This window comes from Hyphomonas atlantica corrig., from assembly GCF_000682715.1.
Taxonomy (GTDB): Bacteria; Pseudomonadota; Alphaproteobacteria; order Caulobacterales; family Hyphomonadaceae; genus Hyphomonas; species Hyphomonas atlantica.
In genome coordinates, this window is record NZ_AWFH01000013.1 from 23021 (window position 1) to 43172 (window position 20152).

The following is a 20152-nucleotide window of genomic DNA, read 5'->3' on the forward strand; positions in this document are numbered from 1 at the left end:
AGAGCCGAGCCGGGTGAGAGACCGGAATTGGCCCTTTCCTGCCATTCAGTCCATACGTGTTTGTGACGTATGTTTTCCAGCATTCTGATATTTCGAATCCGTGTTTCTCAAGGCGGCGTCATCCTGTCGTTCAAATCCTGAGCAGCACACGGCCCTGTTTCCCGCGCGTCGCATAACGGTCGAACGCCTTGTCGGCCTCCGCAATGTCGAAGACGCTGTCGATTGCAGCGTGCAGTGAACCTTTACCCGCAAGTTCTGCGAGCCGGGTGAGGCGGGACGGGGACGTCTTCAGCATCAAAAGGAAGCCTGAACGGCGGGGCGAAATGCTGGACCGCGCGAGGCCGACTAGGTCTGATGTTGGATCGCTGGATACGTACATGCCTGAGCGGTTGAGGCTTGGTGCGGCGGTGTGGAACGACAGGTGTGCTGGTGTGTCGATGATGAGGTCGTAGGTGTCACCCGGTTGAAGAGCGGGAGCCGTTTCATAAGCCCTGAACTCCTGCGCACCCTGCGCGCGCACCCACCTTTCATTGGCTGCCGAGGCGACGGCTGTTACCTGGGCGCCCCGGCTGGCGGCAAGCTGTACGGCGTAGGTGCCGAACCCGCCAGCAGCGCCGATGACTAAGCAGGATTGCGCAGGAGATAACGGATAGAGGCGTTCCAGGACTTCCACAGCGGTCAGGCCCATAACGCAGAGTGCCGCGGCTGATTCATCGCTCAGAGAATCCGGTATTGCGAGGATACTTCTCTCTTGAACCGTGGCAAACTGCGCATGCACCCGCGGCCCGTTCAGCACCGGAGAGTATCCCATGATCCGTTGACCGACGCGAATGCGCTTGCCGGATGTCCGAGCGATACCTGCAAATTCGAACCCCGTGAGCACCGGCCCAACGCGCCGGAAGCGCTTCACCTGTGCCGCCCAGCCTCCCGCCCGGACCTCGACATCCATCTCGTTGACCCCGGCCACTGTCACTTCGACCAGGATTTGCCCTGGCTTCGGTTTCGGAACCGGTACATCTACCATGCGTGAGGAATGCGTGACAGGATCAACCGCAAGGGCGCGCATCATGACAGGGGCTCGATTTGGACACCAAAGTTCCGAAGGCGGGCGACCGCCCTGTCGGGATCGATTATGGATTCAGGGAAGATCAGTCCTTCCGGCGGCCGATCGCCGTCGAGCCCGAGGAGCCGCTCTGCACCAATGAGCACACCGAGCGCTGTCAGGTGAGCCTGTCCAAGGGGATCGGAGACAAGGGTACGATCATGGACGGGAGTACCCGCCCTGCTGCCTGTGATGTCGATATAGAGATCGTGCGAGGCTGCGCGTCCCGCAATTGTTCCGAGTGAGTCGCCGGACCCGAGATCGAACCGGACATCCCTTGCGCCGGTTTTTGCAGTCAGAGCCGGTGTATCCAGCACGCCCATGGGCATGGCATCAAAAGATGCCTGGCCTGCACTGCGAACCGACCGGGCCGCATCTGGTGCAAGGACCTTTTGCCAGCGGCCGTTTTGTCGGATCAGGGCCTCACCCACGAAGCCGGTGGCGTCAGCTTCAGTCATCGGTCCAATCGGGTCGTCATAGTCATAGAGTGCGGCCATCTCGACGCGGTCGACAGTGTCGAAGCGGCGCGCGGCAGACAGGGCGGCAAGAGTCAACACGCCCGCCTGCCAGTGACCCAGAATCATCGCAGGTCGCTGGGCGCAGTTGGCGGCTATGATCGCGCTCGAGGCCATGTTGTCGACAGTGCGGGTGATGCCAATATAACCTGCCCCGGAATGGAGGGTGGCAGCCAGAAGCGTATCGTCTGGATCCTGAAGGGCCGCGATCACCAGGTCCACAGGGCCGGCCGCCGCGAGGCCTTCTAAGGGAGCATCGACATCCAGCCGGACGAGGCTGGCGCCGAGATTCGCGGCCAGCACCTTACCGGTATCAGGATTGCGGCCCCCCAGCACGAGGTCCACGTCATGTTCCGCTTCGCGCAGAACTTTTCCAATCCGGGAACCGACAAGTCCCCAACCGCCGGCAATCAGAATGCGCGTCCTCACAGCGACACCGCCATGCGGTATTCAGGCGGAAAGCCGTGATCCCTCGATAATTCAGGAGACCTGATTTCTGAGACGATGGAAAGGCCCATCGCCTGGTAGAAGCTCACGGCCGGATTGTCGGCGAGCACGTCCAGTTGCAGTTCCCGGAAGCCCTGCGCCCGCGCCCGTGCGATGGCGGCCTGCAGCAATGCCTTGCCGAGTCCCTTGCCCCGGTGCCGGGGAAAGGCGGCCAGAGCATGCAGGTAATACACATCATCGGGTATATAGGCGTTGAGATAGCTGGCTTTTCTGGCTCGCACCATCAAGCCCGCCAGCTCCTCATAGCTTGCCTCGCCCCGGGCCAATAGGCCCTGCGCCAGCGCCGCAAGGTTTTCCTTGAATGCGTAGAAGTTCGGGCCCGCGAAGCCGAGTTCAATGCCCAGCAAGTCTCCTTCGTCGATGATGGTGGTCGAGCAGGCGGCGCAAAACAGTGTTTCAGGACGGGGCCATGACACTGCCACAAGCCGCTCCAGCAGCCCATCGGTGCCAAATTGGTAGTCATAGCTGACCGGTCCGGTGGCGCGCACGAGCTGCGCAACCAGCGGCGCAAACCGCATCTTGTCGCTTTCGCTCAAGGCTTCAGCTTGCACTGTCGCATTTGCCATGTACATCTCCACGAATTATTACCAAACGTAAGTTACGATGTGTAAGTTACGTATCGTAGGTAGGGAGTCAACGGGAAATCATGGCAGGGAGACGTTTGCCGCGCGATCAGCGGAGAAAACAATTGCTCGATGCGGCTGCGGGGATTGTGCGGGACGAGGGCGCCGATGCGCTGACACTTGCTCGCGTTGCCGAGCGGGCTGGTGTGAGCAAGCCTATTGCATATGAACACTTCGAGTCCCGCACCGGATTGCTGAAGGCCCTTTACCGCCATTTTGATGCGCACCGTATTGATGCCACTCTAGCAGACTTGGAACAGCACGCCGACAGTCTCGGCGCCGCTGTCGATGTGCTCGCGATGGCATATATTGATTGCGCGTTCGAGAGTGGTCCGGAGTTCACATCAATCACTGCTGCGTTGGCCGCAACTGGGGCGCAGGACGCATTTGGTCATGAGTTAAGAGAGTCGTATACGGATCTATTTCGTCGAGCTCTCGCGCCGTACAAGACCTTCTCTGAAAAGGATGAAAAAGGAGTCATGCTCGGCCTGATCGGCGCGGCTGATGCGTTGGCGCAAGAATCGATACCCGGACGTATCAGCCGCAAGGCCGCTATCGCGGCGCTCACCCGGATCATGCTCAGCGTGCTGGAGAATTGAGCTCCGCTTTATAAGGCCTGTCACGATCAAAATGATCCCGCCGCGCAATTATTGCCGAACATCGATTGTCATCTATCGGCGATTTTCGGCCTTTCGAGGAGGGCCCGACCAATGGCCTGTTCCGGCATGACGTGGTCGTTGACTGTTAACGCGTGGCATCTTCCTATGTATCGGTTCACCACCATTCGATAGGGTTCACTGTGCCGGTAGTTCTCGATGGTTTGAGCCGAAGATATTGGATCCACCCGGGTGGGAGCGGGCGGCAGAGCCACCGCAAACGGGTCATGACTCAGCTGAATGAGCTATCGCTTGCTTGAGAACTCTTCGACCTCTCGACAGATATAGCACTGCAATCACAAGACCGAACGCCAAGGTCCAGAGCTGCATCGATACATTCGTCCCATCGACTGCTCCGCTCAAGCCCGCGACGATCGACAAACCTATGTGGGCGACTGCAAAGGTGAGGTGACTCAAGCTCGCAAAAATCTTTGACCTGGCTGCAATGTGCCAAAGCCCAATCATTATGTGCCATGTGGCGGCGAGTCCGGCGAGCAAGGCCAGCGTGCGCCAACTGACCGCGAACACATCCACGACCTGATCAGGGGCGGGTTGTCCGATTGCCAGGACACCAAACATTGCGCCCATAGCTGCGAGCGCCAGAAGGTCCAACAAGAATAGGAAGATGACAACAAGGGGACTTTCAAACTCCCGCGCCCAACTCGTGTCTCCGCTGGCATTGGTTTGGCTGTCAGCGATGTAGACAAGCAAATGATAGGCAGAGAAGAGAACCGTCAGACCGAGAAGTATGGACCGATGCCAAAAGTCCGGATTCTGGAGCAACGTGACTTCCGCGCTGCTCGTTCTGACATAGTTCGCAGTGATAGACACCAAGCCTACTGCCACAACAACTTGTGTCATATCTGTAATCAGCTTGCTGCAGTGTTTTTCGTAAAACATTCAATCCCCCCGGACACTTTTGTATCCCATCCAGAAACAAAAGTACGCAACCGCCAAACTCAAAGCAACCAGACAGGCAACTCCAATGTATTGACCTGGTGCGGATATGTGACCGGCAAGCACGGGACCTGCGGCCAGACCCAGCCCTTGCGCACCGGGCACCAGTGCCAGCCGTCTCTTTGCGCCAATATCCTCGCCCAGCTGAGCGATCTGATGGGGTACAGCGATGTTCCATGAAATCATGAGGCAGGTTCCGGCAATGGCGTAGACCACTGGAGAATTTGTCAAAAGCGCGGCGTTCGCACTGAGAGCAAGTGTCGCGCAAGAGATCAGGACCCAGACTCGCCCAGTTTGCAGAAGCGCCACATAGGCAGCGCCAAACAGACCACCAGATAACATAATGGCGAGCAATGCACCGCTCTCAGCTTCATCCAATCCGATAAATGACCCTTTCTGCTGCAGGAACGTCCAAGCCGCGGCGACAGAGATGTGGAAGCTTGCCATGCCGATGAGGACCAAAGTGGCAGCGTCCATTTTAAACATTCGATCCAAAGGTGGCTCAGCCTTCGCGGTGCTTTTCTGAGATGGCGTCAAGAGCGCCGCCGCCAGGCCTGCAATCGTCAGAGCCGTCATGGAGAATGAGACACCTCGAAAGCCGGCCAATGAGTCGATCCATCCTAGCAAGGCGAGCGCCAGGCCACCGATGATCATTTGGCTTCCCATAAACAGGGCGTAAACGCGGCTTGCGTTCTTTTGCTGTCCGAGCAGAGTTACTGCGACGACGAGAAGAGGGCCTTCCCCCAGCAAACCAGCAAGAAATCTCAACCCAATGAGAGAACCGGCACCGTGCGCTAATCCTGTGAGGAAATTACCTAGGGTAAGACAGACCACACCTATGCAGGCCAAGGTTCTGGCCCCGAGTAGCGATAGAGACTTTGCGCAAAAAAGCGAAAAGACGACCGTGCCGATCAGCTCTGCACCTGCAATGATACCGAGTGTGTCATTGCTGAAGCTCAGATCGCGACCCGCTGCCGCCACGAAGACAGGAAGGACGAGTTCGATAAGCCGGCCCAGAATGCCCAGAAAGATGAGCGCTGCGACTAGCGACGAGGGATTGATCTGCCATTCTCTATGCATAGGTCTCGGGAAGTAACGTGCCTGCTGGTGGCCGTCAAAACGGAATATGGCATCGGCACTTTACTCACGAGGTGCTGAGTGGAGACCAAGTTGCATCTGTTCTGGTTGTCCGCGTCAGCGACCATGAGGCAGACCGGCCAAATTGCTCTAGGAGGATTTCTGGCACAACGTAGCCCATCAAGGCGGCGAAGATGAGACAGAAATCCGGGCCGGACGGATCGACTGAAGGACATGTTTAAGAACTACGCCGCAGGATCCGACATAAACTCTCCGCCAACGAGAGGAACCGTGTCGCGCTGGAAGGCCTGCGCGGAGAACCTTCCATTACCGAGCTGTACCGGCGAGAGGGGATCTGGTCTGACACCCGCAAAGTGGCCCGAAGTTTGAGTTCGTTCCGACTTCACTCATTGAGCTAGCATAGGGACAAGCTGTGCAAGCAACCGCTGTCACGGAGCAACCGAACGATCCAGCCTTGCCTTTAGCCGCTCCTCCCGGCTGGAGCGGCATTCCAGCTCCGCCTCGAGCCGCTCAAAGATCGGCCAATACTTATAGCCAAATTTGTCGATCACGCGCGCGGCGATATCAAGAACGTCCTCAATATCGCCGACGGTGACAGGTTTGGCATGGCCCATGGTTCAGTCCAGCTTCTGCCGGTTCCAGACCAATACACCACTGCCATCTTCTTCCTTTTCGAAAAAGGCTGCCCGCAGCGGCTTCTCGAACCCCGGATCATCGAGCTTCACGGCGAGGTAAGGTGTCTCGCCATCCTTGCTCTCCTCTCGCCAGGCTGCACCGAGCTCTGCGCCGCCGGCAAAGATCCGGTAATCCGGTCCGCTTTCGGTTTTCTCGGTCACCGGGACCATCTGGGCTTTCACATTGATCGTCATGGTCCGGATGGTTCCGGTCCATTTGCCATCCTTCTGGCTGAAGGTGCCGATTGTTGCCATTGCTATTCTCCTTTGCTGGCTCTGGCATGAAGGGCTTTTCGGGCCCGCTTGAACCCGGCATCCGAGCTGAGGAACATGTCCAGCATGGCGGGCACCAGGGCTTCGGGTTTCTCGTCCGCGCTATAGGTCTCGGCATAGATCGCGGCATAGTCAGCCAGCGCAGACGCAAGTTCAGGTTCGACAGATATTGTGAGCTTGACGGGGGTCCTGTCCGGGAGGCGTCCGATGCGGAGGCTCATGGCCGAGCTCCTTCCAAATAAGGCCTCAGTACGAGGTCTCGCGTCACGATCACCCGCACAGGCCAGCCTGGTCGTATGCGGATTGTAGGCTGAATGCCGAGATTGCGGTCGACGACACGCTGACCGGCTTCCGAGACGCTGTCCCCGAACCCGCGTCTTATCGCGCGCTCGACATCATCATCGTCCGAGCCGAGTTCGGAGCCGATACCGAGCAGCGTCGCGAGCCCCGCGGCCGCAAACACGCGGTCCCAGTGGTGGTCGGTTCGGTCCGACACACCCGCATAACCCTGCGCATCTGAAGCAGGTTCAGATATCTGCAGCGAGCTACCATCTGGCAGGATAATCCGGTCCCAGACCAGGAGCGCGCGTTCCTGGCCAAAGGAGACTTCCGACTGGTAGCGCCCGATCAGGCGCGCGCCCTGCGGGATCAGCAGATGCGCGCCGCTCACCGTGTCATAGACGGGCTGGGTCACCTGCGCGATGATACTGCCCGGCAGGTCAGAATTCAGCCCTGTGACAAGAGAGGCCGGAATCAGCGTGCCTGCCATGACCTGATAGGGCGAGACCGGGGTCTCGACATCATGAGGGTTGTAGATGTCACCATTCCGCTTCTCTGCCGCGAACGCGATCTTCTCTGCCTGGAAGTTCCTGTCGGGTGCGACCGCAAAGCCGGGTGGACCTGCGCCCTGCGCAGGGACCTTCAGAAAATCCGAACCGAGACTGTTCGGCAGACGCCCCGTTTCAGACACTGACCCGGCCAGTAATTGCCGATTGCCGACATCGAAGAACACGTCGGCCCTGCCAGCCGCATCCGCCAGCTTCGCATCCGCCAGTCTCTGCGCGCGGAGGGCCTCATCTTCTGCCGATGGCCGGAAATCATCTGACGGCGCGACATTCCAGTCAGGCTCAAGGCCCCATTCTTCCTCCTCCGCCACGACAGTGCCGCCGAGATCACCCGCCATGGGCACGCCAAGTCTTGGCGTGCCGGCAGCCGGTTGCCAATTGAGGTAGGAGCTGGGCAGGTCCGAGAGCCCGTCAGGCGCGCGCTTGGTCTCCGTATTGTAGAGTTCCTGCCGATCGGCCGGATGGACGGCCTTTGGTGGATCAAGCGCGATGGAGGCGGCGGCGAAGAGGCCCAGCACACCGACACATATGCCCGCCATCAGCACCTTGCGGTTTATCCGCGTGACGGGCTGCGGCCGCGCGCGCAGTTTCAATTCGTCCGCCTGTTTCGGGAAAGGAGCCGGCTCGCTCATGCCTCGCTCTCGAACAGGCTCGCAAGGCCGGAGCGTTGCACCCGCTTGCGGATCCGCACCACGATCTGCTCCTTCTCACCGATCCGAAGTTCTGCAGCGCGGAACAGATGGTCGACGATGTAATAATTGCCGCGCAGGCGATAATTGACGAGTTCGGCATCGCCTGATGCTCCAAGGATGAAGAGCGGCGGGGCGTCCATCGTCGCAAGGTCTGCGGGCATTTGGATGAAGACCTGCCGCCCGTCATCGAACACGCGCACAGGCCGCCAGGCAGGCTTGTCGCCTTCAATCAGATAATCGAAGTCGAGCCGGTCAACCGCAACGCCCGGCGCGATGGAGGCATTCTCACGCACGGACGCCAGTTTGTTGCGTGACACCAGGTCTGCCAGCTCATCCGCCGGATAGCGCCAGGAAAGAGCTGCCATATAGGTGCCGGCGACGCTTTCGAGCTCGAGGTGATAGGTCCTCCGGTCGGTCGCGATCATCAGATTGGTCGAAAGATCAGCGGTGATCGGTTTGACCAGCACATGCGCGCGGGCCGTGCCGCCTGAGCCGGAGGACGTGTCCCCGACAATCCAGCGGACCGTATCGCCTGCCGAGACGGAGACCAATTTCTCACCCGGTTGTAGCGCAATGTCGGAGACCTGACCCGGCGCGGCATAGAGCCGGTAGAGGGCGCCTTCTGTATAGGGATAGATTTGGATCGCGTTCACATAGCCATCGACGGAAGGTTCGACCCTGGCCTCGTTCGTGCCCTTGAGGATTGTCTCGGTCGGTGTCGTCTGCTCGTGTGTAACAGTGCGCTTCGTGCCGTCCACCGGTTTCATCTGGCCGGGCAGCGCCAGCACGGTCGGGGTTTCGACAATCTCGACAGGGCGCTCCAGCACGTCTTCCACAAATGCCGCTTCAATAATGGCGGCGCCCTCAATGACCGGCCCCGGCGGAACGCTCGCGCAGGCCGCGGCCAGAGCAAGGGCGGATACGAGGCTCATTGTACGGATCATTGGTTGTCTCCTGTGACAAGGTCTTCGCCCCAATTGAGGCTGTGGATGTAGAGGCCGAGGGGATTGGCGCGGAGAGTCTCCGCATCGCGCGGCGGGGAATTGACGATGGTGAAGAGGCCGGTGAACCGTTTGACGCCGGTGAGCGCGCCATGTTCGTAGGTCTTTTCGAGCCAACGCGCCTGGAATGTTTCCTCTGACACGCGTACGACGCTCACCACTTCGACGCTTCGTGAGCGCCGGCCGAGATCTGCGAAGGGATCATTGTCCCTGGCATAGTCACTGAGTGTGATCGCCGCCTTGTCGGTCACATAGTCATAGGCGCTGAGCCAGTTTTGCCGGACAATAACCGGGTCAATCGACAGGCTCCGCACATCTGAAATGAAATTGGCGACATGATGTGCAATCTGCGCATCCGTCGGCTGATAGTCCGACAGCGCCTCGCCGATTGTCTTCACGGCGCCCATCTCATCGACCTCAATCACATAGGGGGTGACCGTCGACTGCAGGCTGCGCCAGACAAGGGCTGCGGAGGATGCCGCCAGGAGCCCTAGCAGACCCAACGCCATCAGCCGCCAGTTCTTTGCCTGGACGCGGGCCGAACCGATCCGCTCGTCCCAGATCTGGCCCGCTTTCTGGTAGGGTGTTACGGGATGCGGACTTTGCCCGTAATGGGTGGAAGATCGCCGGAAGGCCATGCTCATCAGTCCTCGTCTTGTCTGAGTTTCGGATTGTCGCCCGCCATGCCGCGATCACCGTCCTTCAGGGCGTGAACCGTGATTGCGCCGGCATGCTGCAGGCGTTGTTCTGTGCGAAGGCGCCGCGCCCAGGCCGGGCTGGCAGAGCCGGCAGACGGCGCATCGCCTGATGCGGCTGCCATGGTGCCGCCGGTCGCGGCGAATGCCGTTTCGCTGCCGCGCCGATAAGCATTGCCGACAGAGGCAAAGGGCCGTCCTGCCATCCGGCGGAGCGTATCACCGCCAGCCTGCGCGACGCCGGCAACACCCGCCGCTGCCCCGCGCCAGCCTGTTTTTCCAGAGGCCATGCGGCCGAGGTCATAAGAAGTGCGGGAACCGCCCGACATAGATGCTCCGGCCTTCACCGCGCCGGATACGCCGCCGAGGGCCGCACGCCCTGCCGCAACCGTTCCCGTCGTCGCCAGCACAGCGCCTGCGCCAACAGCCGCGGTTGTGCCGACAACGGAGCCGGCACCTAGTTGCGGCGCGCCAGTGACAAGGCCGGAGGCAATGCCGGGCGCGAACACACCCATCCACAGGAAAACCATGGAGGCGAGAACCGTGCCCATGACTTCCGCCAGCGTCACATCGCCCGGCCCGCCAAAGGCCTCGGTGATCGACATGAAGAGCGTCGAGCCAATCCCGATGACGATCGCGAGCACCATCAGTTTGATACCGGACGTGATGACATTGCCGAGCACCCGCTCGGCAAGGAACGAGGTCTTGTTCCAGAGCGCGAAAGGCACGAGCACAAAGCCCGCCAGCGTCGTCAGCTTGAACTCCAGGATCGCGACAAAGAGCTGGACCGCCAGAACGAAGAAGGCGACGAGGATAATCGCCCAGGCAATCAGCATGACGGCGATCAGGATGAAATTATGGAAGAAGCGGATCGGCCCCAGCATGTCGCCGATCTCCTCGAGCAGCGGCTGCGCCGCCTCGAACCCGACCCCGGCAATATAGCCGGGCCGCATCAAATCCTCCGCTGTCAGTGTCGAGGCGCCCGCCTTCACACCCAGATTGGCAAAACTCGCAAAGAGGATGTTTGCCAGGAGGGAGAAATTGCCGAGGATGAAGGCGAAGAAGCCGACATAGAGGACCTTCTTGAGCAAACCCGAGATCACATCTGCATTCTGCGAGAGGGCCCAGAACAGGCCTGCCAGCGTGATGTCGATCACGATCAGCGTGCTTGTCAGATAGGCGACATCGCCTGCCAGCAGGCCGAAGCCTGAATCGACATAGGCAATGAAGGTCTCCAGAAACCGGTCAATGACGCCCATTTCATCCATGACGGTCTAGTTCCCGAAGAAGCTCTGGAGGCGCGCGCGGCCGCGCTCGGCTTCTTCCAGCTCGCGCGCCCGGTCGAGGGCCTCGGCGCGGTAATGCGCCGCCATCATGGCTTCCATCTGCATGAGCTGCTGGGCTGCCATGGCCTCGATCTGGTTGCCGGCCTGAAGCGCCTGGAGATTGCCGACAGCTATCTGGCTCTCCTCGACAAGCCCGGTCAGCGCTTCGGCGTCGCGGTCATTGTCCCGCACCGTCTCGGCCACCATCAGTAGCGTGTGCTTGTGCGCAGACCGGGATTGCTGCCAGCGCGCCCGCGCGTCTTCGACAAGAACCGCATTGGCTGGCGGCGTCTCGCCATAGGTTTCGGGATAGAGGTCTTCATAGTCGCGTTTGACCTTCTCGACGCCGTAGCCGACGCCCTCGGCCTCTTCCATCAATTCGCCGATCCGGCGGATGCGATTGGCGATGATGGCCCGCACATATTCGACAGGCAGCGACTCCAGGTCCCGCGCCATCTTTTCGATCATGTCGATTTCATGCGTAAGCTGACGGATCTGGTTGTCGATCTGCTGCAAGGCCCGTGTGGCCTGCAGAATGTTCTCTGCATGGTTTGTCGGATCGTAGACAATCCCGCCGCCAAACAATTGGGCCGAGGCAGGCGGCGCGACAAGACCTGTCAGAGGCAGGGCGGCCAGGACGAGGGATGAGAGGCAGGCTTTCATGGAAAATCTCCTATTCGGCAGCGATGGGCGAGGATGGCGCTGTGACTCCGGCCAGCAGGTCGGCTGCCCAGCCGAGCTGTTTGAGCTTTAGCCAGGTGTGGGCAAAATCGGCTGGAGCCGGCGGCGGATGGAGCGTGTCCATCAAGGTCTGGTCAGATGGTGCAGCGGCGCCGCAAAACGCGAGCGCTAGCTCACCGAGGCCGAGTTCGAACAGCCGGCAGCCCAGCGGCGAGGCATAATAATAATCCTGCTTCGGCGTCGCCTTTGCGAGAAGGTCGATTTGCCGCTCATTCAGGCCGAACCGCTCATAAACCGCCGAGACTGACGGCTCGCGGGCGCGCTCATTTGGCAGGAATATCCGTGTGGGGCAGGAATCGATCAGGGTGGGGGCAATTGAGGCAGTTTCGATGTCCGCCAGCGATTGGGTCGCAAAGATGACGGCCACATTCTTCTTGCGCAGTGTCTTCAACCAGTCGCGCAGCCGGGCAGAAAAAACCGCATGGTCCAGAAATAGCCATGCCTCATCCAGGATGAGCAGGGTCGGGCGGCCATCGAACCGGTCTTCCAGCCGGTGGAACAAATAGGTGATGACCGGGGCGACGATTGCCGGGGTCTGCATCAGCTCATCCATCTCGAAACAGGCCACCGATGACAGGTCCAGCGTCTCTGTATCGCTGTCGAGCAAATGCCCATGCGCGCCGTCCAGCGTGTAAGGGTGGAGCGCGGCCTTCAGCGTATCCGATTGCAGAATCAGGGCGAGCCCGGTCAGGGTCCGCTGGGAAATGGGGGCGGACGCCAGGGATTTGATCGCATCCCACAGATCCGATTTCAGAGCCGGCGTGACTATTACGCCCTCCGCCCGGAGCAGGCCGAGCAACCAGTCTGTCGCAAAGCCGGCGCCCCGGTCTGTGTCGATGTCCTTCAGGGGCTGGAGCGCTGGCCTCGCATCGCCGGTCAGCGGCAGCCAGGTGCCCTCCAGAGCAAGGGTCATTGCGCGGGCGGACCGTCCCTTTTCGAAGACAAAGGTCTGTGCGCCCCCATAGCGTTGCCACTGCGCGATCAGAAGCGAGACCAACACGGACTTGCCGGAGCCTGTCGGGCCAATGATCATTGTATGGCCGACATCTCCCACATGGAGGTTGAGCCGGAACGGCGTCGTTCCGTCCGTTTGTGCCTCGATCAGGGCGCGGTCTGCCAAATGCTCATTGCGCGCATTGCCGGCCCAGACCGAAGAGACCGGAACCAGATGGGAGAGGTTGAGCGTGTGCAGGACCGGCTGGCGGACATTGGCATAGACGTGACCAGGGAGTGATCCGAGCCAGGCTTCCACAGCGTTCAGGGTTTCGCGGATTGTCGTGAAGCCGCGTCCGTGGATCGCGCGTTCGGCATTCCGGATGCGCTCCTCGACCTCTTCGCGCGACGCGCCCCAAACGGTCAGGGTGGTTGTGAGATATCCATAGGAAACCAGATCAGAGCCGAGGGCCTGCAGGGCCGCATCGGCGTCGGCGGCTTTGTTGTCGGCATCATTGTCAAGCAGGGCAGCCTGCTCGTTGAACAGGGTTTCGCGCAGCACTGCGCCAATCGATTTCCGTTTCGCAAACCAGTGCCGGCGCTTCCTGGCGAGAAGCTTCTCGGCCTCGGCCTTGTCCATGGCGATATAGCGGGTCGTCCAGCGGTACGGGAAGCCGAGCCGGTTCAGTTCATCGAGCATGCCCGGCAGGGTCGAGGCCGGAAAGCCAAGCAGGGTGAGACTTGCAAGATGCGTGTCGCCGATGCGCGGCTCCAACCCGCCGGCAAGGCTCTCATCAGCGAGCACGGCGTCGAGGAAGACTGGCAGTTCCGGAACCGAAACGGTATGCCGTTTCGAGGAGACACAGGCATGGAGATAAGTCAGCGTTTCTTCATCCGATAGCGGATGAATGTCGTCGAAAGTGGTGGAGAGAAGATCCAGCGTCTGTGCAGCGCGGGTCTGGAAGTGCTCAAGCCGCTGCCGCCAGTCTTCGCCGCCGCGTGTTGCAGGACGTTCGATCAGGGCTTTTTCCGCCCGGCCGGTTGCATCGGCCGGAGGTAACCAGAGAAGGGTGAGATAGTAGGTGCTTTCCAATTGTGCGCCCGTCATCTCGAGGGATGCGCGCCGTTCCTGTTCGATCAGCCAGGCCGCCGCGCTCGCAAACTCACTGGTCTCGAGCGGTGAGGCGTCTGATCGCACCGCGTCGAAGAAGAGCGCCCATCCCGATCCGAACCGACGCAGGACATTATTGAGCCGGGCTGAGACCGAGACGAGTTCGGCTTCGGTCGAGCTCTCAAGGTCGGGGCCTCGATAGCGAAAACTGGTCTGGAACGCGCCATCCTTGTTGAGGACGACGCCCGGCGCGACGAGGCAGGCCCAGGGGAGATAGTCCGCGAGGTGTCGGGGGCGGGCAGCGTATTCGGTCAAATTCAGCATGACAAATGCTCCCGGTGCCGGGCTGACCGGATTGCGACCCAGAGGAAGTCGGGGTCCGACCGTGCCAGGAGGACGGCGAACGAATGTCCTGCCAGCCAGACGACGAGGCCGGGAACCCAGAGACGGAGCCCAAGGGCCAAAGCCGCCGCAAGGGTCCCGATCGCGATGGCTGCGGCGCGCGGTGCACCGGCCATCAGGAGGGGATCAATGAGCGACCGGTGAAGGGGGATCTCGTAACCGTCCAGCATCAGAGCACCGCGCCGCCGCCGAAGGAAAAGAAGGTCAGGAAGAAGGATGTGGCCGCAAAGGCGATCGACAGGCCGAACACGATCTGGATGAGTTTGCGGAATCCGCCGGAAGTCTCCCCAAAGGCGAGGGTCAGGCCTGTCAGGGTAATGATGATCACCGCGACGATCCGGGCGACCGGGCCTTCGATGGATTGCAGGATCTGGTCGAGCGGGTCTTCCCAGGGCATGCCCGTGCCGGCCGCGCGCGCCGGGAGGGCCAGGATACCTGCCAGAACCATCAGCAGGCCGGCCATCAGGGATCGGTTGAGCGCCTTGATCTGATCATAGAACATGCAATGGGTCTCCTTAATGCACGATGTTGAGGAACGGGGTGGAGAGCGCTTCGGTGCGGTACTCCGCCCCGTCAAAACCGGTAATTCGCAGCGCCTGTTCGACGCGGCGTACGCCGCTTGCGCGGGACATGAAGACAATCACGTCAATTGCCTCGCCAATCAGGGCGTGCGGCAGGGCGGGCGTCGCTTCCTCGACCAGCTGTTCAAGACGAGTGAGCGCGCCGCACGCAGAATTGGCATGTAGCGTCGTGATCCCGCCCGGATGGCCGGTGTTCCAGGCCTTGAGGAGATCGAGCGCTTCGCCGCCGCGCACCTCGCCGACTATGATCCGGTCCGGCCGAAGCCGCAGGGTTGACCGGACAAGGTCGCGCAGCGTGATGCCGGACCGGTGGGTACGCAGTTGCGTGACATCCTCAGCCTTGCAACGCAGCTCGCGGGTATCCTCCAGGATGACGATCCGGTCCTCGGCCAAAGCAGGTTCAGACAGCAAGGCATTGGCAAACGTCGTCTTCCCGGATGACGTGCCGCCTGCAATGACGATGTTGAGCCGGTCTTCCAGCGCCTGTTTCAGTCCGGCGCAGAGCGCCGGCGTCAGCGCGCCCGTCTCGACACAGGCATCGAGCGAAAGGGGCCGGTCAGCGGGTTTGCGGATTGCAAAGCAGGGCGCTTCCGAGACGGGCGGCAGGATGCCTTCAAAGCGCTCGCCGGAGCCGGGCAGCTCTGCCGAGACGATTGGCGAGGCCGGGCTGCAGACATCCCCGACAGAGGAGGCGACCAGCCGGATGATCCGCTCGCGTTCCGCGCGTTCGAGCGTCTCGTTCGCCTGCCGCAATCCATGCCCGGCCGTCTCGACCCAGACCGAGCCATCGGGATTGGCGAGGATTTCGATTGTATCGGGAGCGGCCAAGGCCACGCCAACCGGCCCATCGAATGCTGTCCGGAGCATCGCCGTGCGGCGGGTCTCGGTTTCGCTGGGCTGGGACAGGGCAGGCATGGCGGGGCGTGGTCCTCATTAGTGATGGGACCAGCATCAGGCCATCTATGGCCGCCGCACAATTGGGGCCGGAAGAGATGAAAGGCACCTGCGGGAGCCAGGAGGACACAGAGGGGAAATTCACATCTTTCCGCCCTGCCGAACTTGAACTCTTCCAGAAAGCGAAGAGAAACAAAACAAGAACAAAATTTATAGGTGGAGACGATATGGGACGATACAAATCAGTGCTCAGGGCGAAGCAGGATGCGCGCGATTTCCGCCATCATGTCGAACTTCCCATTCCCGGTCACGGACTGGGCAAGCGGCTCGATGTGTTGTCGAGCTGGCTCAACGAGACGTTCGGGGACGAGTGGCGGCTCCATGGCAAATTCAGGAAAGGAGAGCACACGGCATATTTCATGTTCCGGACCCCAGAGGCCGCCCGCACGTTCCGGCAGGCCCTGGACGAGCAGGGTGAGCTTCGTCAATTGTAGGTGCGGTCGCCCCAGAGGTCGGACGGGCAATTCAGTCCCCAGATCCCGGCTTTGCTCGCACGCGCCTCAGCTTCCGCGTCTGCATAGCGGCGTCTGCTGTAACGTGGCCAGTCCCGGCCCCAACCTGCTGCGACCATATGGTCTCCGAAATCAACACTACCCGCCGAGCAAGTGGCCACGCCTCTGCCGTACTTGTCGGTGTCAGTGACGGCGCAGGTCACGGTCCGATTGCCAATCAGGTCTGAGAGGGCGAAGGCAGCCTTCTGGTAGACATTGACCGTCCCGCAGCGTGCGCCGCGTTCCGGTGTGTCGTACCCGGACAGCCGGATGCGCTGTCCATGAATCTCGATTGTGTCGCCATCAATAACCGACGCGGCTCCAGTGACCGTCTCCGTATTGGTCGGCGGGGAACAGGAGGTGAGCGTCAGGACAAGGATCACTGACGTCACGGGACCGGGGCGATTCGTCATGTGATCAGCCTAGCCGGACCGTCCAGGACAGCAAGACAGTCTCGAACATCATGCGGTGAGCCACGCGCCGGCTCGTATTGAATTTTTCGTCCTGGCTGGCACACTCGGCCCGGATGGGAGGGCGTGCCATGGGTGGTTGGGACAAGGATGAGACGGGAGACTATGTCCCGCGGCCACCGCCCCTGTGGTTCTGGGGGCTTATTGGCCTCATTATTGCGGGCGTCATGGTGCTTGCGGTAGTCTCTTCGTCCTAATCGGAGACCGAGTCCAGGAAGGACCCGAGATCAAGGACGAGATCTGCCGCCAGTGTTTCTATGCGTTTTCGCAAAGGCGTTGCGGCATCATTGAGCTGGCGGGGGGACAGCCTCAATTTCACGATGACCTCGCTCAGGGACTTTTGATGAACCATGCTGACGGTCGCATCCCGGTCCTCGAGGTCCACGACAACCGCATCTACCTGCCATAAACGTTTGCGCATATTTCACCTCCGATTGTTCAATCAGAGGTATGAACGTCTCATTCCCCGGATGTGTCAGAAAATCAGGGCTCTAGTGCCAGATGTGCGGGTTCGCGCGGTCAACGACGCGCCGGGTGAGAGCTTCGAGTTCTGTTCGCGCACGCGCTGCATCTGCAGGCGTCTCCAATGGATTCCTGCCCGGCCTCTGCCTCAGCCATTCGAAGATGAATTCAATCAGCAGGTCGGTGTGGAAGGCTGTGCCTGTTTCCAATGTCTCGCTCTGGTCCTCAACGCGGTCCAGTCGCTGTAGGATGGCCGCGTCCGGACGTTCGCCTGGTGGAGAGAAGAGAAGGGTCAGGGCTTCATCGACCAGGGCGCCCATATGGACGCCATGCGTTCCGGAAATCTGCCGCAATTTTTGAAGGTTTGTTTCAGAGATCCGCACATGTAGGCGAGGGTTCTTCGCCATGGTCAGACCTCCCGTCCGCGAGACGCGTCAACTTGCAGGTAGTAGCGGGCAATCTGGTCCTGTATGCCGCCTCTTTCAGGCGGGACGTGTTCTGCCTCCGCCGCTATGTTCTGTGTGGCCTCCTCCTGATCTCCGAAATCCGGACCGACAGACCGCGCCAGTCCGCCGGAATTCTCGCTGGACGGCGACGGGCCGGCATAGCTGTGCCCGCCGAACTGCGACGTATGCGCATCGGTCGCCGCAATCGGTAGCGCGCCGACCCGCTCGGTGAAGTTTCGGTCTTCATAGTAGCGCAGTTTCTTTGCGCGGATTGGCGGATGGCTTGCCAGAAAGATCAGGGAGTCATCAGCCGACAACTGCATCACCTCGCCGGGCGTCAGGAGCGGGCGTTGTGTTTCCTGCTGTGAGACCATGACATGGCTGAGCCAGGGTGCGAGCCGGTGCCCGGTATAGTTCTTCTGGTTTCGCTGCTCTGTCGTGGTGCCTAGCATGTCGGAGATGCGCTTGGCAGTGCGCTCGTCATTCGTCGCGAACGCGATCCGGACATGGCAGTTGTCGAGGATCGAATTGTTCTGCCCATAGGCCTTCTCGACCTGGTTCAGGGACTGGGCAATCAGGAAGGCACGGATCCCATACCCAGCCATGAAGGCCAGCGAACTCTCGAAGAAGTCCAGCCGTCCGAGCGCCGGGAATTCATCCAGCAACAACAGGGTCTGCCGACGGTCCTGCCCATGTGGCAACTCTTCACAAAGCCGGCGCGCAATCTGGTTGAGGATCAACCGCATCAACGGCTTGGTCCGTGAGAGATCAGACGGCGGAACGACTAGGTAGAGCGATGCTGGAATCTCTCCCCGGAACAGGTCCTCGATCCGCCAATCCGAGCCGGATGTCGCCCGCTGCACGACCGGGTCGCGGTAAAGCCCCAGGAACGAGATCGCCGTCGACACGACCGACGACTTTTCATTCTCAGACTTATTCAGGAGTTCTCGCGCTGCTTCCGCCACAACCGGATGCGTCAATGGCCGGTCACGGCTTCCCAGATGGTTCGCCTCAAGCATTCGCTCCAGCGTGTCATCGATCGGCCGGGCCGGATCGGACAGCAGGGTCGCCACGCCCGCGAGCGACTTATCATCTTCAGCGTAGATAACATGCAGGATTGCACCAACCAGCAGTGAATGCGCCGTCTTGTCCCAATGACTTCGCCGCTCGAGGGATCCATCCGGATCGACCAGAATGTCTGCCACATTCTGCGCATCCCGAACCTCGTGCGCGCCGAGCCGCACTTCCAGCAGTGGATTGAACCGCGAACTCGACAAATCCGTCGGATCGAAACGGACACAGCGAGAGAAGCTCGATCGCCAATTCGATGTCAGTGCCCAGTTCTCTCCTTTGATGTCATGAATGATCGCATTGCCGGTCCAGGAAAGAAGGGTAGGGATCACCAAGCCCACACCCTTGCCCGACCGGGTTGGCGCAAAGGCCATTACGTGCTCGGCGCCAGCGTGCCGGAGATAGCGTCCGTTGAACTGTCCCAGCACCACACCTGACGAGCCAAGCAGGCCGGATAGTCGGACATCCCGAACCGATGACCAGCGCGCGGAGCCATAAGTCGTCGCATTCTTCTCACGTCTTGCCCGCCAGAGCGACGCGATGATCGCCATCACAATCCCGGCGATGCCCCCCAGCGAGGCAATCAAACCCGCACGCGCAAATACATTCGGCGCATAAGCGTCATAGGCATACCACCACTGGAACAGCCGCCAGGGTTTGTAGACAGGCTGACCCGCTAGTTCGAACCAAGGACCGCCCAAGCGAGGCTGATGGTCAAGAACCTCCGCCACCCATTGCGTCGCGATCCACACCGAACAGGTGATTAGCAAAAGCGTCAGCAGAAACTGGCCAAGGAGGAACTTGGTGGGAGTGATGAAAAAAATTCTCGTTCGACAGGCTGAAAAGTTACTCTCTTTCGCCGTTTCGAACCGATGGATTTCGCGGGATGAAGAGGGAACAAAAACTCTTCATTTAGGATGAACTCAGCTTTCCGATCACATTCGAGAAGCTAGGTGATCCGCTTTTCTCTACTCACCAGAACGGTGAGGTGGGCACAAGCTAAGATGATTTATCTTTCCAAACGCAGAGCATACAGATCAGAAAGACAAAAATCAGAGTGATGATGTAGCTACCGAGGTCACCGGATGTGCCTGGCAGGATTTCTAATCTGGTGCCACCAGCAACTACGATTCCGCCAAAAGTGGCGTACCCCAATCCGGCCAATAGAGTGAGGCGAAACATTGATCGGTAAAAGAACTTGGGATTATTCATCAATAGAAATATGCTGGCCATCGCTCCAAAGATAGCTCCGATAAGCGCTGACACGCCAAACGAAAAACCAAATTGAGTTTTTAGTATCACAGCTAGAATTAACCAGCAGCCAGCTCCGACCAAGACCGACATGGTCACCCAATCGGTGGACAACTTGCCTTTTGGCTCAACATTATCTGCTAGGCGCGCATGAAGCATCTCACCTGTAAGGTCGCCTAGTCTGCGTTCCATCTCTGAATCGCCATCGACCAAAGATGCGAATTGTTTGCATTCGACACGAAGGACTTGGCCTGCCCCACAGGGGTGATCCACCAG

General features: G+C 60.2%; 25 protein-coding genes. 3 read left to right on the top strand and 22 right to left on the bottom strand.

The annotated features are described in order from the left end of the window. Positions 1 to 130: 130 nt before the first annotated feature. The 3 genes from HY36_RS08915 to HY36_RS08925 are packed head-to-tail and all read right to left on the bottom strand — an operon-like array spanning position 131 to position 2690. Entirely contained in the window at positions 131 to 1069 is a 939-nt protein-coding gene (locus HY36_RS08915) for an NAD(P)-dependent alcohol dehydrogenase (protein WP_035551467.1), read from the bottom strand. After that, entirely contained in the window at positions 1066 to 2046 is a 981-nt protein-coding gene (locus HY36_RS08920) for a hypothetical protein (RefSeq protein WP_035551470.1), read from the bottom strand. The genes HY36_RS08915 and HY36_RS08920 overlap by 4 nt, the downstream gene beginning before the upstream one ends. Next, on the bottom strand, positions 2043 to 2690 hold the full coding sequence (locus tag HY36_RS08925; RefSeq protein ID WP_035551472.1) for a GNAT family N-acetyltransferase: 648 nt from the start codon (positions 2688 to 2690) through the stop codon (positions 2043 to 2045). The genes HY36_RS08920 and HY36_RS08925 overlap by 4 nt, the downstream gene beginning before the upstream one ends. Positions 2691 to 2770: 80 nt before the next feature. Here HY36_RS08925 and HY36_RS08930 point away from each other — a divergent pair, with 80 nt between their 5' ends. Further along, positions 2771 to 3346: a TetR/AcrR family transcriptional regulator gene (locus HY36_RS08930; RefSeq protein WP_035551474.1), complete on the top strand. Its 576-nt coding sequence runs from the start codon at positions 2771 to 2773 to the stop codon at positions 3344 to 3346. A gap of 282 nt (positions 3347 to 3628) precedes the next feature. Here HY36_RS08930 and HY36_RS08935 read toward each other — a convergent pair whose 3' ends face one another. The 14 genes from HY36_RS08935 to trbB form a co-directional block, all read right to left on the bottom strand. Beyond that, positions 3629 to 4264: a hypothetical protein gene (locus tag HY36_RS08935; protein ID WP_155841817.1), complete on the bottom strand. Its 636-nt coding sequence runs from the start codon at positions 4262 to 4264 to the stop codon at positions 3629 to 3631. A 39-nt stretch (positions 4265 to 4303) separates the two neighbouring features. Further along, positions 4304 to 5440: an MFS transporter gene (locus HY36_RS08940; protein WP_035551480.1), complete on the bottom strand. Its 1137-nt coding sequence runs from the start codon at positions 5438 to 5440 to the stop codon at positions 4304 to 4306. A gap of 446 nt (positions 5441 to 5886) precedes the next feature. Further along, the gene (locus HY36_RS08945; protein WP_035551483.1) at positions 5887 to 6072 is read right to left on the bottom strand and encodes a hypothetical protein; all 186 of its coding nucleotides are present in this window, start codon (positions 6070 to 6072) and stop codon (positions 5887 to 5889) included. A gap of 3 nt (positions 6073 to 6075) precedes the next feature. Then, positions 6076 to 6387 carry a DUF736 domain-containing protein gene (locus HY36_RS08950; RefSeq protein ID WP_035551486.1) on the bottom strand — a complete coding sequence of 104 codons (312 nt, stop codon included), beginning with the start codon at positions 6385 to 6387 and terminating at the stop codon, positions 6076 to 6078. A 2-nt stretch (positions 6388 to 6389) separates the two neighbouring features. Then, the gene (locus tag HY36_RS08955) at positions 6390 to 6626 is read right to left on the bottom strand and encodes a DUF2274 domain-containing protein (protein ID WP_035551487.1); all 237 of its coding nucleotides are present in this window, start codon (positions 6624 to 6626) and stop codon (positions 6390 to 6392) included. Continuing rightward, positions 6623 to 7882: a TrbI/VirB10 family protein gene (locus HY36_RS08960; protein WP_035551489.1), complete on the bottom strand. Its 1260-nt coding sequence runs from the start codon at positions 7880 to 7882 to the stop codon at positions 6623 to 6625. Before HY36_RS08960 ends, HY36_RS08955 begins: the two co-directional genes overlap by 4 nt. After that, positions 7879 to 8886 (bottom strand): P-type conjugative transfer protein TrbG, encoded by a 1008-nt coding sequence (gene trbG, locus HY36_RS08965; protein WP_035551492.1) that lies wholly within the window; start codon positions 8884 to 8886, stop codon positions 7879 to 7881. The genes HY36_RS08960 and trbG overlap by 4 nt, the downstream gene beginning before the upstream one ends. Beyond that, a complete protein-coding gene (gene trbF / locus HY36_RS08970; RefSeq protein WP_035551531.1) occupies positions 8883 to 9581 on the bottom strand; it encodes a conjugal transfer protein TrbF in 699 nt (232 codons plus the stop codon). Before trbF ends, trbG begins: the two co-directional genes overlap by 4 nt. A gap of 5 nt (positions 9582 to 9586) precedes the next feature. Further along, positions 9587 to 10906 (bottom strand): P-type conjugative transfer protein TrbL, encoded by a 1320-nt coding sequence (gene trbL, locus HY36_RS08975; RefSeq protein ID WP_035551496.1) that lies wholly within the window; start codon positions 10904 to 10906, stop codon positions 9587 to 9589. Positions 10907 to 10912: 6 nt separating this feature from the next. Continuing rightward, entirely contained in the window at positions 10913 to 11626 is a 714-nt protein-coding gene (trbJ, locus tag HY36_RS08980; protein WP_035551498.1) for a P-type conjugative transfer protein TrbJ, read from the bottom strand. Between the two features lie 10 nt (positions 11627 to 11636). Beyond that, a complete protein-coding gene (gene trbE, locus HY36_RS08985; RefSeq protein WP_035551501.1) occupies positions 11637 to 14072 on the bottom strand; it encodes a conjugal transfer protein TrbE in 2436 nt (811 codons plus the stop codon). Next, positions 14066 to 14320, bottom strand: coding sequence for a VirB3 family type IV secretion system protein (locus tag HY36_RS08990; RefSeq protein ID WP_035551504.1), 255 nt, complete (start codon positions 14318 to 14320; stop codon positions 14066 to 14068). Before HY36_RS08990 ends, trbE begins: the two co-directional genes overlap by 7 nt. Beyond that, positions 14320 to 14613 (bottom strand): TrbC/VirB2 family protein, encoded by a 294-nt coding sequence (locus tag HY36_RS08995; protein ID WP_420896676.1) that lies wholly within the window; start codon positions 14611 to 14613, stop codon positions 14320 to 14322. The genes HY36_RS08990 and HY36_RS08995 overlap by 1 nt, the downstream gene beginning before the upstream one ends. Before the next feature lie 52 nt (positions 14614 to 14665). Next, complete coding sequence (trbB, locus tag HY36_RS09000; RefSeq protein ID WP_081806123.1) at positions 14666 to 15646, bottom strand: P-type conjugative transfer ATPase TrbB; 981 nt, start codon at positions 15644 to 15646, stop codon at positions 14666 to 14668. Between the two features lie 206 nt (positions 15647 to 15852). Here trbB and HY36_RS18355 point away from each other — a divergent pair, with 206 nt between their 5' ends. After that, positions 15853 to 16119: a hypothetical protein gene (locus tag HY36_RS18355; RefSeq protein WP_155841819.1), complete on the top strand. Its 267-nt coding sequence runs from the start codon at positions 15853 to 15855 to the stop codon at positions 16117 to 16119. Here HY36_RS18355 and HY36_RS09010 read toward each other — a convergent pair. Beyond that, the gene (locus HY36_RS09010; protein WP_051602660.1) at positions 16110 to 16589 is read right to left on the bottom strand and encodes a thermonuclease family protein; all 480 of its coding nucleotides are present in this window, start codon (positions 16587 to 16589) and stop codon (positions 16110 to 16112) included. The genes HY36_RS18355 and HY36_RS09010 overlap by 10 nt on opposite strands. Before the next feature lie 128 nt (positions 16590 to 16717). On the opposite strand from HY36_RS09010, the gene HY36_RS18820 reads away from it, so the two are divergent. Further along, positions 16718 to 16843 carry a hypothetical protein gene (locus HY36_RS18820; RefSeq protein ID WP_276325158.1) on the top strand — a complete coding sequence of 42 codons (126 nt, stop codon included), beginning with the start codon at positions 16718 to 16720 and terminating at the stop codon, positions 16841 to 16843. Here HY36_RS18820 and HY36_RS09015 read toward each other — a convergent pair. The 4 genes from HY36_RS09015 to HY36_RS09030 all read right to left on the bottom strand — a co-directional run. After that, complete coding sequence (locus tag HY36_RS09015; protein WP_035551510.1) at positions 16840 to 17067, bottom strand: hypothetical protein; 228 nt, start codon at positions 17065 to 17067, stop codon at positions 16840 to 16842. The two genes, HY36_RS18820 and HY36_RS09015, sit on opposite strands and share 4 nt — an antisense overlap. Before the next feature lie 70 nt (positions 17068 to 17137). Next, the gene (locus HY36_RS09020) at positions 17138 to 17515 is read right to left on the bottom strand and encodes a hypothetical protein (protein WP_035551512.1); all 378 of its coding nucleotides are present in this window, start codon (positions 17513 to 17515) and stop codon (positions 17138 to 17140) included. Between the two features lie 2 nt (positions 17516 to 17517). After that, complete coding sequence (traG, locus tag HY36_RS09025; RefSeq protein WP_081806124.1) at positions 17518 to 19440, bottom strand: IncP-type conjugal transfer protein TraG; 1923 nt, start codon at positions 19438 to 19440, stop codon at positions 17518 to 17520. A gap of 184 nt (positions 19441 to 19624) precedes the next feature. Beyond that, the coding region (locus HY36_RS09030) for a hypothetical protein (protein WP_206741174.1) at positions 19625 to 20152 on the bottom strand (528 nt) is incomplete at its 5' end.